The sequence below is a fragment of the Mycobacterium intermedium genome (assembly GCF_002086275.1).
Classification (GTDB): Bacteria; Actinomycetota; Actinomycetes; order Mycobacteriales; family Mycobacteriaceae; genus Mycobacterium; species Mycobacterium intermedium.
This window is the reverse complement of the sequence record NZ_MVHT01000120.1, coordinates 1-15,691: the sequence shown is the minus strand read 5'-3', so window position 1 is coordinate 15,691 and position 15,691 is coordinate 1. Positions and strand designations below refer to the sequence as shown.

The window sequence follows — 15,691 nt, the reverse complement described above, 5'->3', positions numbered from 1 at the left end:
GGCGGAGGCGGCCTAGGCGGCGGGGGCGGGTTCGGTACTAGTGACCACGGCTTTGGCGGCCAGGGCGGTACCGGCGGTGGCAAGGGGCCAATCCTCGGCGAGGATTGCGGCGCGAGTGCGGCGAAATAACGAAATGCGACACGAACCTGCTGGGCAAAGTGTGATATTCGCCTCGCCCGAAACGGGAACCATAAGAGATTCTTATCCAACGACCCTGGCGCAGGCCGGCCCATCAGGTAGTTGTGAGAAGCAGCCTCGCTGTTCAGAGCGTATGCTTAGTAAGACTTCATACTTCTGGTATACTGGTGAAAAATGGCCACCTGAGTGGAACCTAAGTGGTCTTAGTGACCTGGGTAACAAGCTCGCGAATTGAATTCTTTTCGGGGGAATATCGCGAGCTAGAATGGCGTTCAATGCTATTAAATGCGGCGCTAATGGGAGTGCCGTAAAACCGGTAATCCCCGGCCGACGGGCCGCGCAAGGTAGCGACGGCAGTCGCCCCGCGTGGAGGTTCGACAACAGCAAAGGCGGTGCCACATGAGCGCGATAAAAGGCGCGATAAAAGGCCGGAAGGCTGCGAAGGCCAGCAAGAACATCGAGCTCGTGGACGTCGACTCGTCACCTGGCAACCCCATCGCTGTCCAGATTCCCGTCCAGAACGGTCCCATCAGCGCTATCGGGATAACCCCCGACGGCGGCCAGCTGATGGTGACCAACTACCGCGACCACAGCGTTTCGGTGATCAACACCGACACCTGCCGGGTCACCGTGACCCTCGCCGGCATCGACGAACCGTTCGCCATCGCCATGGGTGGTGCGAATACCGGTCGTGCCTACGTCAGCACGGTTTCCCCGTCGTATGACTCGATCACCGTCATCGACACCGCCACCAACACTGTCGTCGACTCCCATCCGCTGGCCCTGAGCCTCACGGATCTGGCCGTGAGCCACGACGGCCACTACGTGTACGCCAGCCGCAACGGCGCCCGTGGTGCCGACGTCGCCGTGATGGATACCAGGACGGACCGCATCGAGGTCGTCGACATCGCCACAACGCCCGGCGCCGTCACCGAATGTGTGCGCATCAGCCCCGACGGAAGCCGGCTGTACGTCGGCGTCAACGGCCCGTCCGGCGGTCAGGTGGTCGTGATCGGTACCCACAGCCAACCCGAGGCCGCGAGTCGCGGGCGCTCCGGGTGGCGCAAGAAGGGCGCCAAGTCCGCGGCTAAGGGCGCCAAGAACACCAAGAACGCGAAGGAAACTCAGCCGGGCCTGCGTGTGCTGGCGACCATCGACATCGGTGCTGCCATCCGCGACGTCGCGTTGAGTCCCGACGGCACAACGGTTTACGTCGCCAGCTGCGGCGCTGACTTCGGCACGGTCGTCGACGTCATCGACACGAAGACCAACAAGGTCACCGCCACCCGCAAGTTCAGTGAGATCGGCGGCCTGGTCACCCAGGTCAGCGTCAGCGGCAACGGGGATCGCGTCTATCTGGTCAGCGAGGATCGCGTCACGATGCTCGGTGCTGCCACGCAGGACGTCATCGGCACCCTCAAGACCCGCCAGCCGTCGTGCGTCGTTGAAAGTCCGGACGGCAAGTACCTCTACGTCGCCGACTATGACGGTATCGTCACCAGGGCATTGGTTGGTCAGACGCAAGAAGTGCCCGCCGAGCAGCAGGCGCTGGAAGCCAACATGTCCGTCGACTGGCTGCTGCCCGAGCTCTTCGAGCGCGAGCCGGCGCTGGCCTGACGGCACGGTGTTGAACGAGCTTCTCGGGGGAACCCGTGTGCCATGACCTCCCACGGCGATAGCATTCGCCCGACTGGAGACAAGGCGGTGCTGCGCCGAGACCCGTAAGGCGGTACGTCGATGTACGGCACGATGCAGGATTTCCCCCTGACGATTACCGCGATCATGCGCTACGGATGCGGCGTTCACGGAGCACGTCAAGTCATTACCGACACCGGTGACGGGTACCACTACAGCACCTACCGCGACGTGGGTCGGCAGGCTGCGCAGCTGGCAAACGCGCTGCGCGGCCTCGGCATAACGGGTGACCAGCGCGTCGGGACGTTCATGTGGAACAACGCCGAGCACCTCGCGGTGTATCTCGCCGTTCCTTCGATGGGTGCGGTCTTGCACACGCTCAACATCCGGCTTTTCCCGGAGCAAATCGCATACGTCGCCAACGAGGCGGAGGACCAGGTAATCCTGGTGGACCTGTCGTTGGCCAAACTGCTCGCGCCGGTGCTGCCGGAACTCGAGACCGTGCACACCCTGATCGCGGTGGGCGAGGGCGACGAATCGGCGGTGGAGGCGCTGCAGGGTTCCGGCAAGACGGTGCTGCGCTACGCCGAGGTGATCGACGGCCAGCCCACCGATTTCGATTGGCCGGATATCGACGAGAGGTCTGCCGCAGCCATGTGCTACACGAGCGGCACGACGGGCAATCCCAAAGGTGTTGTGTACACCCATCGTTCGAGCTATCTGCACACCATGGCGGCGTGCACCAGCAACGGCATCGGGGTCGGGTCCAGCGACCGGGTGCTGCCCATCGTGCCGATGTTCCACGCCAACGCGTGGGGACTGCCGTATGCGGCGTTGATGGCGGGGGCGGACTTGGTGCTTCCCGACCGGCACCTGGATGCCAAATCGATCATCCACATGGTGGAGACGCTGCGGCCAACGGTGGCCGGCGCGGTGCCGACCATCTGGAACGACGTCTTGCATCAGCTGGAAAAAAACCCCGGGCACGACATGTCGTCGTTGCGCATGGTCGTGTGCGGCGGTTCGGCCGTTCCGGTGTCGCTGATGCAAGCCTTCGAAGAAAAGCACTCCGTGCAGATTCGGCAACTGTGGGGCATGACGGAAACCTCTCCGCTGGCGACCATGGCCTGGCCGCCGCCCGGGACCCCGGACGACCAGCACTGGGCTTTCCGTGGGACGCAGGGTCGGCCGGTCTGCGGCGTGGAGGCCCGCATTGTCGACGACGACGGCAAGGTGCTGCCCAACGACGGCCAGGCCGTGGGCGAGGTGGAGGTTCGCGGGCCGTGGATCACCGGCTCGTACTACCGCGGATACGACGAGTCCAAGTTCGACTCGGGCTGGTTGCGCACTGGCGACGTCGGCCGCATCGACGAGCACGGCTTCATTACCTTGACCGACCGGTCCAAAGACGTCATCAAGTCCGGTGGGGAATGGATCTCCTCGGTGGAGCTGGAGAACAACCTGATAGCTCACCCCGACGTCGTCGAGGCCGCAGTCGTCGGGGTTCCCGACGAGCGCTGGCAGGAACGGCCGCTGGCCGTCGTCGTGCCCCGGGAAGGTACCACGATCAGTGCCGGTGAACTACGAAAGTTCCTCACGGACAAGGTAGTTCGGTGGTGGTTGCCCGAACGGTGGGCATTCACCGACAAGATTCCGCGCACCAGCGTCGGCAAGTACGACAAGAAGACCATCCGGTCTCACTACGCCGACGGTGGCTACGACGTCATCGAGGCGCACGACTGACCGCCCTCGGGCGTCTCACCCCACCCGCGAGCAGACACAAAGTCGTACGCGTTCGGCCCGCAACGTACAAGTTTGCGTCTCAGTGTCAGGGTGAGTTTGCCGTGTCATGGCGTGTCCGCGTGCGTGGGCCGTCTTGCGGTGGTTGGTTCCGGATCATCCGGTGTCTGGCTCGGTTTGTGTCTGCCGCTGAGAGGTTGGCGTTCAGCAGTAGTGCCGACGCCGGATGAGACGGGCCGGCCGGTGTGACTTGTCAGGAGCGTGGTACCGCCCCGACTGAGATGTGTCCACCGGCCGGCCCAACCTCAACACCCCAAGTGAAGGAGGCACCACCATGGTGGTCGTTGGAGTCGATGTACACAAGTTCAAACACACCTTTGTCGCTGTCAATGAGGTGGGACGCAAGCTGGGCGAGAAAACGGTCAAGGCCACCACGGACGGGCATATCGCGGCCCTGATGTGGGCGCGCGAGCAGTTCGGCGACGATCTGCTGTGGGGCATTGAAGACTGCCGCAACATGTCAGCGCGGCTCGAGCGGGACCTGTTGACCAGGGGGCAAACAGTCGTGCGGGTACCGACGAAGTTGATGGCCCAGGTCCGCAAATCCGCGCGCAGACCGGGCAAGTCCGATCCGATCGACGCCGAGGCCGTAGCCCGGGCAGTCCTGCGCGAACCCGACCTGCCCGCGGCCTGCCATGATGAGGCGTCGCGGATGCTGAAGTTGCTCACCGACCGCCGTGATGTTCTTGTTGGGCAACGAACTTCGGCTATCAACCGGCTGCGCTGGCTGGTGCACGAACTGGACCCGCAGCGATCACCTCGACCGGGTGGGCTTAGCGCGGTCAAGCAGCAGCAGGCGTTGGCGGCTTGGCTCGACGTCCAACCCAAAACGGTAGTTGTGGACATGGCGCGTGCCGAATTGGCTGATGTCACCCGGCTCACCGCCGAGATCAAGGCGCTCGAAAAGCGCCTGGCTGATCAGGTCCGCGCACAGGCCCCCACCCTGTTGGACCTGCCGGGCTGCGCGGAGGTGACCGCCGCCAAAATCCTCGGCGAAACCGCCGGGATCAACCGCTTCAAAAGCGAGGCGGCTTTCGCCCGCTATACCGGGGTAGCGCCGATCCCCGTGTGGTCAGGCAAAACTGAAGGTCAGGTGCGGCTAAGCCGCTCGGGCAACCGCCAACTCAACACCGCCATCCACCGCATCGCCATCACACAAATCCGCCTGCACGACACCCCGGGCCATGCCTACTACCAAAAGCTCATCGCCGCCGGCAAAACCAAGGCAGCCGCCCGACGATGCCTCAAACGCCGCCTCGCCCGCGCCATCTACCGAAGCCTCCACACCGACAACCAAACCAGCTCACAACAAGCCCAACCCGCCGCGGCTTGACATAGGAGCTACTGCTGGCGAGTAGAACTCGGGGGTAGAAAGGTGACCATGAGTCTGCGAGTCGTGCAATGGGCAACTGGGTCGGTCGGCGTCGCCGCGATCAAGGGTGTGCTAGAGCATCCCGAACTCGAACTGGTCGGCTGCTGGGTGCATTCCGAGACCAAGAACGGCAAAGACGTCGGCGAGATCGCCGGGACGTCACCGCTGGGCGTAACCGCGACCAACAGCATCGACGACATCTTGGCCCTCGACGCCGACGCGGTCATCTATGCGCCGTTGATGCCCAGCGTCGACGAGGTCGCCGCGCTGTTGCGTTCCGGCAAGAACGTCGTCACCCCGCTCGGGTGGTTCTACCCGAGCGAGAAGGAAGCCGCGCCACTGGAAATCGCCGCCCAGGCCGGCAACACGACGCTGCACGGTGCCGGCATTGGACCGGGCGCGGCCACCGAACTGTTTCCGTTACTGCTGTCGGTGATGTCGACGGGGGTGACTTTCGTTCGTGCCGAGGAGTTTTCAGATCTCAGGACCTACGGAGCGCCGGATGTGCTGCGCTACGTCATGGGCTTCGGCGGCACCCCGGACAGCGCGCTGACTGGTCCGATGCAGAAATTGCTCAACGGTGGCTTCATCCAGTCGGTCCGGCTGTGCGTCGACCAATTGGGCTTCGCCGCCGAGCCCGAGATCCGGCCTTTGCAAGAAGTGGCCGTCGCGACCGCGCCGATCGACTCGCCGATCGGGGTGATCGAGCCCGGTCAGGTCGCCGGGCGCCGCTTCCACTGGCAGGCCCTGGTCGGCGACACGGTCGTCGTCGAGATCACCGTCAACTGGTTGATGGGGGAGGAAAACCTCAATCCCCCTTGGTCTTTCGGTCCTGCGGGGGAGCGGTACGAGATCGAGGTGCGGGGAAACCCGAACACCTTCGTCACCATCAAGGGCTGGCAGCCTGAAAGCGTGCAGGAAGGACTGCAGAGCAACCCTGGCATCGTCGCCACGGCCGCGCACTGCGTCAACGCCATACCGGCCACCTGCGCGGCGCCGGCGGGCATTCAGAGCTTCTTCGATCTGCCGCTCATCACCGGCCGGGCCGCCCCGCACCTGAGCCGCTGACGGCAGTCCGCTCGGCGGCTACAGTCAGTTGATGCCGAGCTCTGTCGTCGTCGCTCAGTCGCGAGCAATTCCCGTCACTGCCGAAGATGCGTTTCGCCGCACGCTGGCCATACCGCTGCCGGTCATTTGCTCGAACTGGTACGGGCCCATTCCGCCGATCAAGGACGTCCTTGACCAAACGGGCGACTGGGATGCCGCGGGCCAGACCCGGCGCATCACCATGGTGGGCGGCGGCAGCGTGCGTGAGGAGCTGACCAGTGTCGACCCCCCGCGGGCATTCGGCTACACGCTTTCCGACGTCAAAGGACCCATGGCGGCGCTGATCAGCTCGGTCGACGGCAAATGGAGCTTCACACCCGCGGGCACCGGAACCAAGGTGACTTGGCAATGGACCATCTATCCGAAGTCGGCCGTGTCCGCCCTCTTACTTCCGGGATTCGGGAGGATCTGGAAAGGCTACGCACGCGGAGTCCTCGAGAACCTTTCCGCGCAACTCTTGCACTGAGCCCTTCGGTAGCGTCGGGACCATGTGTCGACTTTTTGGCCTGCATGCCGGGACGAAGATTGTCACGGCTACCTTTTGGTTGTTGGACGCCCCTGACAGCCTCGCCGAGCAAAGCAGGCGAAATCCCGACGGCACGGGCCTGGGGGTCTTTGACGAGCACGGCCGGCCGCAGCTGCACAAAGAGCCCATCGCCGCCTGGCAGGACATCGACTTTGCGGCCGAAGCCCATCACCTCACCGGCACAACGTTTGTCGCTCACGTGCGCTACGCGACGACGGGGTCGCTCGACGTCCACAACACCCACCCGTTCTTGCAGGACGGGCGAATCTTTGCGCACAACGGCGTAGTCGAGGGTCTGGACATCATCGACGAACGGTTACGTGCCCTCGGCGTCGCGGATCTCGTTCTGGGCCAAACCGATTCCGAAAGAATCTTCGCGTTGATCACCGCCTCGATCCGCGCTCACGGAGGTGACGAGACGGCCGGTCTGGTCGACGCGATGACGTGGGTGGCGGCCAACGTCCCGGTCTATGCGGCCAACTTCGTGCTCAGCACCGCCACCGACATGTGGGCGTTTCGCTATCCGGAGCCCAACATGCTCTACGTCCTGGATCGCCGCTTGGGCGGCGCGCCCGATTTCGATCTGCGATCGCAGCGCATCCGCGCGTGGTGTGAGCATTTGAGTGACCGGCCGTCGGTGATATTCGCGACCGAAAAGATGGACGACGACCCCCGCTGGAGCCTGATCGCTCCGGGCGAGCTGGTGCACGTCGACTCGGCGCTGCGGATGACCCGGACTTTGGTGTTGCCCGATCCGCCGCGGCACCAGCTGCGCAAAGCCGATCTCAGCGAGCCGGTGCTGCACGCCCAGCACACGTTGGTGTCATGACCAGGCGCGCGCTCGTGCTGGCCGGCGGTGGGCTCGCCGGAATCGCTTGGGAGACAGGGGTTTTGTGCGGCATCGCCGACGAGTCGCCGACGGCGGCGCGGTTGCTGCTGGAGTCGGACGTGGTGGTCGGCACCTCGGCCGGCTCGGCAGTCGGCGCCCAGATCTGTAGCGGACGCCCGCTGGAGGAGCTGTTCGCCAGACAGATCGCCGAGACGTCGGCCGAGATCGACCCCGGTGTCGACATCGACAAGATCACCGAGCTGTTCCTGGCCGCGCTTTCCGGGCCGAACGAGGGCGGCCTTGCTGGCCGGTTGGCCAAAATCGGCCAGGTGGCCCTGGCGACCGAGACCGTTCCCGAATCCGTACGGCGTGAGGTGATCGCCCAGCGCCTGCCGTCGTACGAGTGGCCCGACCGCGCGCTGCGACTCACCGCGATCGACACGGCGACGGGCGAACTGGTCGTCTTTGACCAAAACTCTGGGGTTGAGTTGGTCGACGCGGTGGCGGCCAGTTGCGCCGTGCCGGGGGCGTGGCCGCCGGTGACGATCGGGCAGCGGCGCTATATGGACGGCGGCGTGCGCAGTTCGGTCAATCTGAGCGTTGCCGACGATTGCGACGTGGCGGTGGTCTTGGTGCCGTCCGGCGTGGACGCGCCCTCGCCCTTCGGGCCCGGGCCGGCCGGTGAGATCGCGGCATTCGACGGCACCGCGTACGCCATCTTCGCCGACGACGAGTCGCTGGCGGCTTTCGGGCCGAACCCGCTGGATCCGCGCTGCCGGGTTCCGTCGGCGAGGGCCGGGCGCGCCCAGGGCCGGCGAGAAGCCGCGGCCGTGGCACGAGTGCTGGGTGTCTGAAGGGGGGCGTCAGGCCTCGATGGCGGGTGCGACGGGCGAGTCGGGACCGTCCGACGCTCCGTCCGACAGGGTGTCCAGCGCGCGGGTAGCCAGCTCGCGACCGATTTCGATCACCTCCGCCGCGCGGTGGAACTCGAGGCTTCGGCACGTCGAGCGCGGCACCTCGATCAGCAGGTCGGCGGGGTAGGCCGCCAGCGTATGGCGTGCCAGGGCGCTTTGCGCGATGTCGATGGTGCGATTCATCACCTCGAAGCTGCCCAGCTTGGGAAGCCCGGACTCCTCGGAACTCGCTGCGGCCTCGTCGGCGTTGTCCACGTCGCCTTCCGAACCGTTCAGCGCTTCCGCGGTCGCGCCGAGGCGACTCAACACCGCCCTCGCCGCAGGACGATCCAACAGCGACCGTGCGGCGTTGGCGTCGAACAGGGCAGAAGTGCTGCGGACCATGCGGGTCAGCCATTCGGCGGTGGCGCCCTGCTCCACTTCGCGACTTCCGGGCGTCTCGCTGCCGCCCAGGCTCACCGCAATGGTGAGGTCCGCGCTGACCCCGGCGATGGGCGCCATGGGCAGGGGCTCCAGGATGCCGCCGTCGGCGAGCAGGCGTCCGTCCGTTTCGTGCGGCGCGATCACCCCCGGTATCGCGATGGACGCCCGGATGGCGTCGTCCAGCGGACCGCGCTGAAACCACACCGACTTGCCCGTCAACAGATCCGTCGCCACCGCCGTATAGGGGATGGGCAGCTCCTCGATGGTCACCGGTCCCACGATGTCGCGCACGGCGTCCAGAATTTTTTCCGCGCGCAGCACGCCCGCCGCGGTGATCGTTGGGTCCAGCAGCCGCAGGATGGTGCGCTGCGTCAGGGACGTCGCCCAGTCGGCCAGCTCGTCGAGCCGGCCCGCCGCCTGAACGCCGCCGACGACCGCGCCCATCGACGAACCGGCGATGCCCACGATTTCGTAGCCGCGCTCCTCGAGGACCTGTATCACCCCGATGTGGGCGTAGCCGCGGGCGCCGCCGCTGCCCAACGCCAACGCGACGCGATTGCCGGATGATCCGCGCCCGCGCGGCGGTATAGGTCCAGACACCACTTCATTCTGCGCGGGCAGGCGTCCTACCGCCGATCCGGTCGACAGTTTTGTGCACCCCTGATCGCAATTGCGCGGCGGCTATCCGCATCCGTCGTTGGCGGCGGCTTCGGCGGCGACGATCACGGCCGCCTGTCGCGCCGGGCTGAGGTTGGCCCAGGGGATGTTCCAGGTCCCCGCAACTCCGGAGGCGGAGGCCTGAACCATGGCCAGATATGGCTCGATCATTGACTGCCCGGCGCCCGATTGCTCCTCCATCCACACCTTGGCGGCATGGCAGGCCTGGAAATATTCTTCCTCGGTCGACTCGGCCGGAGCATCGACCTTGGTCGTGACGCCGCCCGGAGAGATCCCGATGGCGCCCGGCGGCGGCGAACTGGTGGTGGTTGACGGCCGGGGCGATGAGGTTGTCGGCTTGCCTCCACCGTCGCCGTCCGAGCACGCTGCCACGACCGTCAGACCCGCCGCCACGACGCTCAGCGCCCAGCGCGGGGGGCGGCGAGGCGACCGATGCACAGTCCTAATTTATGCAACACTCGTTGGCGTGATGGAGTGCTCCGGCTTTTGGGAGTGTTGTCGGCCCTGACGCACCGCCGCTTGCCCTAACCGTTTCACCTTCCGGAGCTCTCTGATGGCCATGCCGTTTGCCCTTGCCTATGCCTCCCCGGCGTCGGGCCCCACGCGGTTGCGCGTGCCCGATCTGCTGCTCGCGACTGACCAAGCCGCCGACGACGTGCTCAGCGGACGGTGCGACCACCTGCTTCCGCGGGACGGCCTGCCGGAGAACAAGCGCTGGTTCACCCGCATCCATGGCGACGACGAATTGGACGTCTGGCTGATCAGCTGGGTCCCGGGCAAGTCCACCGAGTTGCACGATCACGGCGGGTCGCTCGGGGCGCTGACGGTGCTGTCCGGGTCGCTCAACGAATACCGTTGGGATGGCCAGCGGTTGCGCCGGCGGCGCCTCGATGCCGGCGACCAGGCCGGATTTCCGCTGGGCTGGGTGCATGACGTGGTGTGGGCGCCCCGGCCCATCGAGGAGCGGGCGGCCTCGAGTAAGCCCGCGCGTGCCGTGCAGCCGACGCTGAGCGTGCACGCCTACTCGCCGCCGCTGACCGTCATGTCGTACTACGAGGTCACTACCCGAAACACGCTGCGCCGTCAGCGCACCGAGTTGACCGACCAGCCCGAAGGGTCTTGATGAGCCGGATCGACCGGGTGCTGGAGGCTGCGCGGGGGCGGTACCAACGGTTGCCGGCAGACCAGGTGCCGGAGGCGCTGCGGCGTGGCGCGGTACTGGTCGATATCCGGCCGCAGGCACAGCGTGCGTCCGAGGGCGAGGTGCCGGGCGCTTTGGTCATCGAACGCAACGTGCTGGAGTGGCGCTGCGACCCCACCAGTGACGCGCGGTTGCCGCAGGCCGTCGGTGACGACGTCGAGTGGGTGATCCTGTGCTCGGAGGGCTACACGTCCAGCCTGGCGGCTGCGGCGCTGTTGGATCTGGGCCTGCATCGGGCAACCGACGTGGTGGGCGGGTATCACGCTCTGGTGGCCGCCGGCGTGCTGGCCGAGTTGAGCTAGCCCGTCGGCAGCCCAGCCGACAGTCCAGCCGTTGGTTACTGCCCGTTCTTGCCGGCAGCGCCAAATATGAGGCCGCCTTTTCCGCCGGGTCCGCCCGATCCTTTTTCGCCGGCGGTTATGCCGTTGCCGCCGGCGCCGCCGTTGCCGCCGTTGCCGCCACTTCCGAGCAGCTGCGCACCACCGCCGGCGCCACCGCCACCACCGTTGGCACCCTTGCCGCTCGACCCGGCGCCATTGCCGGCACCACCGTTACCACCATTGCCGCCGGTACCGCCGTCTCCGCCGGATCCGCCGTCGCCGACCAACAACGCGCCGGCGCCGCCGTTGCCTCCCGCGCCGCCCGCTTGCCCGTCCCCGCCCTTGCCGCCGGCACCCTCAGTCGCGGCGCCGCTACCGGCCTGGCCGCCGGCCCCGCCGGTGCCGCCCGCACCGCCATTGCCCCCGGTGCCGCCGCTACCGAACAATTTGCCGCTGGCGCCGCCGTAGCCTCCGGTTCCGCCGACGCCACCCGCTCCGCCGGTTCCGCCAGCGCCGGTGAGCATGTCCAAGGCATCGGCGGGGCCGCCTTTACCGCCGGTTCCCCCCAACCCCGCGTTGCCACCGGCGCCGCCTGCTCCGCCATTACCGGACAACCAGCCACCGGCACCGCCGCCGCCGCCGGACCCGGCATTGCCCCCATTGCCTCCGTTACCGCCATTTCCCGCGGACACTGCCGGGCCGATAGTGATGCCGCCGCCTACGCCGCCGGTATTACCGTTGCCGCCGTTGCCGCCGCTGCCACCGGTGCCGCCGTTACCCGTTAGCCAACCGCCATTACCGCCAGTGCCCCCACTGCCGCCGCTGCCTCCGATGCCACCGGCACCACCGCCGCCGGCCGAGGTTGTCCCCGCCCCGCCATCACCGCTCACACCGCCGGCGCCGCCGTTGCCGCCGTTGCCGGCGTTCCCTCCGTCGCCGAAGAGGCCGCCGCCGCCTCCATTGCCGCCCCTGCCGCCAGCGCCGCCCATCCCGCCGGAGCCGCCATTGGTACCGACATTCTGGTTGTTGCCTTGAGTGCCCGATCCGCCCTGACCACCGAGTCCGCCGTCGCCGCCTGCGCCGCCTTTGCCGAAGAGCCAGCCGCCCTTCCCGCCGCTTCCGCCGGCGCCGCCGGTGCCACCTTCCGCGCCGTTGCCGCCGTTGGCGGAGCCGACGCCGCCTATCCCACCGTCGCCGCCGGTACCACCGGCCCCGCCGGAGCCGAACAGGCCGGCAGACCCGCCGGCACCCCCGTTGCCGCCGGCGCCACCTATCAGGTCCGTCGTGCCGTTCAGGCCGGTACCGCCCGGCCCGCCATTGCCGCCGTTGCCAAAGAGCCACCCGCCTGCTCCACCGGCGCCACCGTTGGCGCCCGGGCCGCCCGCACCGCCAGCACCCCCGTTGCCGATCAGACCGGCGGCCCCACCGGTACCGCCGGCCGCCCCAGGAGTGGTCTGGGAATAGCCGTTTCCGCCGTTGCCGTAGAGCAACCCCCCGGCTCCGCCGTTGGGGTTGGCTGCGGTTCCGTCGGCGCCATTACCGATGAGCGGGCGCCCCAACAGGGTCTGGGTGGGTGCGTTGATCACACCGAGCAAGGTCTGTTCGACGTTGGTCGCCTCGGCTTGCAGATACGACTGGGCGCCGGCTTGCAACGACTGCAGGAACTGGTTGTGAAACTGCAAGGCTTGCGCACCGATGCGCTGATAGCTCTCCGCATGGGCCGTGAACACGGCGGTCACCGCGGCGGAAATTTCGTCCGCGCCGGCCGCCGCCAGTGTTGTTGTCGGCAGCGCTGCGGCCGCGTTGGCGGTGCTTAGCGCTTCACCGATACCGGCGAGATTGGTTGCTGCGGTGATCAACTCCGACGGTGACACCAACAAGAAGGACACAATCGCTCCTTCAACCGGGCTAAAGGCGGGCCAGTGCGTGCCGACCAGATATTAACGCTGTGTTCAAAGCATTTCGGGAGAATTGGAAAGTTGATTCACGGCGGTCCGCTGTTCAGCGAGCCGGATGCGTTGTCGTCCATCGCCTTAAGGCAATGAGGACATGTCTGCGGATGGCACCAAGAATTCGCTTTCAGCGCCACTCGACGTTTATTAACCGGCGTCGTCCTCGCCTGGGGAACTGAGCGGCTTCGCTTCAGCTCGTAGCAACGGGCGCAGCCGCTCTGTTTTCTCCTGCGTCCAACCGGGCGGAGACAGCACCGCCGCCCAGCCGTCAGCGACATTGGCGACGTACCGATGGCCATGCCCGTCCGGCACGTCGACGGCCACCGCCATGTCGGCGGATACCTGCAAGAAGGTCACGACGGGAATCCAGTACGTCTCGGGAAGCACGTCGTACCCGCGCGGTTCCGTCAGCCACTCGGGTTCCTTGAACAGCAGGTTCGGTGTCCACCAGGCGATCGGGTCGGAGGCGTGCTGCAGGTACACGACCCTGGGCCTACGCCACTCGGCGTCGGGCCGGTTCAGATCTTCCGGACGCGCGACGAACCGGACATTGCGTCCGTCCTCGTAGATGGGCAGCCATTGCGGTGAGCCGGGATCGCGGTTCCTGGTGAGTTGAGTCCAGATTGTGTTGTTGAAGGTCGGCCCGCTGAACAAGGCACCGTCGGTGCGGGCCAGCACATTGTTGATGCTCATGAACGGCGCCTCGGCACCGAAAGAGCCCAGACTCTCACCGAATACCACGAGCTTGGGGCGTTTGAATTCCGGCATCTGCCGGATCCTCCGGTCGACCGCCTCAAACAACTCCTGGCCGGCGTGCCGGGCATTCTCCTTGTCGACCAAAAACGACAACCAGCTGGGCAGGAACGAATACTGCATGCTGACGATCGCGGTATTGCCGTTGTACATGTACTCCAGCGCCGAGGCTTCGGCCTCGTTGATCCACCCGGTGCCGGTCGTGGTGGCCACGGCAACGACGGCCCGTTGCAGGCCGCCGGTGCGTTCCAATTCTTGTGCGGCAAGCTCCGCCGTCGCGTCGATCCCGTCGGCGGAATTCAACCCCGCGTACGCCCGGATGGGTTCGATGGCTGGGGTCCCGTTGAAGTCGGAGAGTTGCTTGCGGGACGGTCCCGCCCCTACGAAGATCCGGCCTTGGTGACCCAGCGACTCCCACGACACCAACGATCCCGGACCGCCCGATCGCTTCGGCGTCTTCGGCGGGGCGTTGTCGGGATCCATCTCGCTGTTGACCGAGGCGAACGTGTCGTTCATGGACCGCATCGCGAATTTGAGCACCACGCCGTTGAGCACGGTGATGGTCAGCGCCACGAGCGCCGCCACCACGATGGCCGCCGACAGACGGAAGGGTGCAATTCGGTCCACCTGCGCTACCAGGAAAGCGACCACCAGACGGATGAACTGGCCGATCTCCACCAGCGTGAAAAGCACGACGATCGAAAGGATTCCGGTGAGCGGGTAGTCGTACCACTTCAGGTGCTCGACGCCCATCATGTCGCGCACCCGGTCTTGCCAGAAGTGGAATTGGACGCCCATGAAGACCATGCCGATCGCGCCGACGGCAACAAGGGGCAGCCACACCCACCGCGGGGGCGGCGGGGTGGTGTTCTTCGAACGCAACCAGCGGATCAGCCAGACAATGAAGACGCCGATGGCGTAACCGATGGCGCCGGAGCAGCCACTGACCACGCCCTGGAAGAGCGGGCCCCGAGGCAGCAGCGACGGCGTCAGCGACAGCCAGATGAAGACGAGGGCGACGGCGGTCCCGGTGAAGGTGTAATGCCGGATCCAAAATGCTTTGCGGACAGCCGCGTTGGCATCCGCCACGGTTTCTGAGACCTCAGAAACGGGGGCTTCCTCAGCGTCGGCGCCAGGCTCCTCGGTGGTGGCGGAGCCTTTCTCGGTCATCGGTGAGTGAAGTTCGGGGGGCGTTTTTCGATGAACGCCGCCATGCCTTCGGACTGGTCGGCCGTGGCGAACGTCGAGTGGAAAAGCCGTCTCTCGTAGAGCAACCCCTCGGCGAGGGTCGATTCGAAGGCACGGTTGACCGCCTCTTTCGCCATCCGAGAGGCCGAGCGCGACATCTGCGAAATCGTGGTGGCGACGCCCTTGGCTTCGGACAGCAAGTCTTCGGCGGGCACCACCCGCGAGACGAGGCCGCTGCGCTCGGCTTCCGCGGCGTCGATGGTGCGTCCGGTGAGGATCAGGTCCATAGCCTTGGCCTTGCCGATGGCGCGCGTCAGACGCTGGGAGCCACCCATGCCGGGCAACACGCCGAGTTTGATCTCTGGCTGCCCGAATTTCGCGGTGTCGGCGGCGATCAGCAGGTCACACATCATCGCCAGTTCGCAGCCGCCCCCCAGCGCATATCCGGCCACCGCGGCGATCGTCGGGGTGCGCACGGCTGCCAGCTTGCCCCAGGGGGCGAAGAAGTCTGCCTCGAACGCGTCGGCAAACGACAGTTCGGCCATTTCCTTGATGTCGGCGCCGGCGGCGAACGCCTTCTCCGACCCCGTGATGATGATCGCACCGATACCGGGATCATTGTCCAATTCAGTTGCCGCAGTGGTGACTTCGCGCATCACCTGGCTGTTGAGCGCGTTCAGCGCCTTTGGTCGGTTGAGCGTGATGATGCCGACCCGCTCCTCGCGCTCAACCAGGATTGTCTCGTAAGTGTTGTCGGCCATGGGGGCTCCCTCTCTAGCCCGGATTTTTCGTGAAACGTTGTGAGTTTCGGGGTGTAGATATGCGAAAGTGCCTGTCCTGCAAGGAATAATTGGA

General features: G+C 66.3%; 14 protein-coding genes. 9 read left to right on the top strand and 5 right to left on the bottom strand.

Annotated elements, in window-relative coordinates:
• Positions 1–537: 537 nt before the first annotated feature.
• From BST27_RS27325 to BST27_RS27295, 7 genes are all read left to right on the top strand, one after another.
• Positions 538–1,755 (top strand): YncE family protein, encoded by a 1,218-nt coding sequence (locus BST27_RS27325; RefSeq protein WP_069422407.1) that lies wholly within the window; start codon positions 538–540, stop codon positions 1,753–1,755.
• Between the two features lie 120 nt (positions 1,756–1,875).
• Positions 1,876–3,516 (top strand): long-chain fatty acid--CoA ligase, encoded by a 1,641-nt coding sequence (locus BST27_RS27320; RefSeq protein WP_069422406.1) that lies wholly within the window; start codon positions 1,876–1,878, stop codon positions 3,514–3,516.
• A 331-nt stretch (positions 3,517–3,847) separates the two neighbouring features.
• Positions 3,848–4,906 (top strand): IS110 family RNA-guided transposase, encoded by a 1,059-nt coding sequence (locus BST27_RS27315; protein ID WP_069422410.1) that lies wholly within the window; start codon positions 3,848–3,850, stop codon positions 4,904–4,906.
• Between the two features lie 42 nt (positions 4,907–4,948).
• The gene (locus BST27_RS27310) at positions 4,949–6,013 is read left to right on the top strand and encodes an NAD(P)H-dependent amine dehydrogenase family protein (protein WP_139805406.1); all 1,065 of its coding nucleotides are present in this window, start codon (positions 4,949–4,951) and stop codon (positions 6,011–6,013) included.
• A 31-nt stretch (positions 6,014–6,044) separates the two neighbouring features.
• Complete coding sequence (locus BST27_RS27305) at positions 6,045–6,518, top strand: SRPBCC family protein (protein WP_069422404.1); 474 nt, start codon at positions 6,045–6,047, stop codon at positions 6,516–6,518.
• A gap of 22 nt (positions 6,519–6,540) precedes the next feature.
• A complete protein-coding gene (locus tag BST27_RS27300) occupies positions 6,541–7,407 on the top strand; it encodes a class II glutamine amidotransferase (protein WP_069422403.1) in 867 nt (288 codons plus the stop codon).
• Positions 7,404–8,261 (top strand): patatin-like phospholipase family protein, encoded by an 858-nt coding sequence (locus BST27_RS27295; RefSeq protein ID WP_069422402.1) that lies wholly within the window; start codon positions 7,404–7,406, stop codon positions 8,259–8,261. Before BST27_RS27300 ends, BST27_RS27295 begins: the two co-directional genes overlap by 4 nt.
• Positions 8,262–8,270: 9 nt before the next feature.
• Here the strand turns inward: BST27_RS27295 and BST27_RS27290 are convergent, their stop codons facing one another.
• Positions 8,271–9,344, bottom strand: a complete 1,074-nt coding sequence (locus BST27_RS27290; RefSeq protein WP_069422409.1) for a patatin family protein — start codon at positions 9,342–9,344, stop codon at positions 8,271–8,273.
• Positions 9,345–9,425: 81 nt separating this feature from the next.
• On the bottom strand, positions 9,426–9,860 hold the full coding sequence (locus tag BST27_RS27285; RefSeq protein WP_139805405.1) for a lipoprotein LpqV: 435 nt from the start codon (positions 9,858–9,860) through the stop codon (positions 9,426–9,428).
• 115 nt (positions 9,861–9,975) lie between these two features.
• Here BST27_RS27285 and BST27_RS27280 point away from each other — a divergent pair, with 115 nt between their 5' ends.
• Positions 9,976–10,545 carry a cysteine dioxygenase gene (locus BST27_RS27280; protein ID WP_069422401.1) on the top strand — a complete coding sequence of 190 codons (570 nt, stop codon included), beginning with the start codon at positions 9,976–9,978 and terminating at the stop codon, positions 10,543–10,545.
• A complete protein-coding gene (locus BST27_RS27275) occupies positions 10,545–10,925 on the top strand; it encodes a rhodanese-like domain-containing protein (protein WP_069422400.1) in 381 nt (126 codons plus the stop codon). Before BST27_RS27280 ends, BST27_RS27275 begins: the two co-directional genes overlap by 1 nt.
• A gap of 35 nt (positions 10,926–10,960) precedes the next feature.
• Here BST27_RS27275 and BST27_RS27270 read toward each other — a convergent pair whose 3' ends face one another.
• The 3 genes from BST27_RS27270 to BST27_RS27260 form a co-directional block, all read right to left on the bottom strand.
• Positions 10,961–12,832: a PE family protein gene (locus BST27_RS27270; RefSeq protein WP_083148715.1), complete on the bottom strand. Its 1,872-nt coding sequence runs from the start codon at positions 12,830–12,832 to the stop codon at positions 10,961–10,963.
• Between the two features lie 210 nt (positions 12,833–13,042).
• Positions 13,043–14,818 (bottom strand): alpha/beta hydrolase, encoded by a 1,776-nt coding sequence (locus tag BST27_RS27265; RefSeq protein ID WP_069422398.1) that lies wholly within the window; start codon positions 14,816–14,818, stop codon positions 13,043–13,045.
• The gene (locus BST27_RS27260) at positions 14,815–15,597 is read right to left on the bottom strand and encodes an enoyl-CoA hydratase (RefSeq protein WP_069422397.1); all 783 of its coding nucleotides are present in this window, start codon (positions 15,595–15,597) and stop codon (positions 14,815–14,817) included. Before BST27_RS27260 ends, BST27_RS27265 begins: the two co-directional genes overlap by 4 nt.
• Positions 15,598–15,691: the final 94 nt, after the last annotated feature.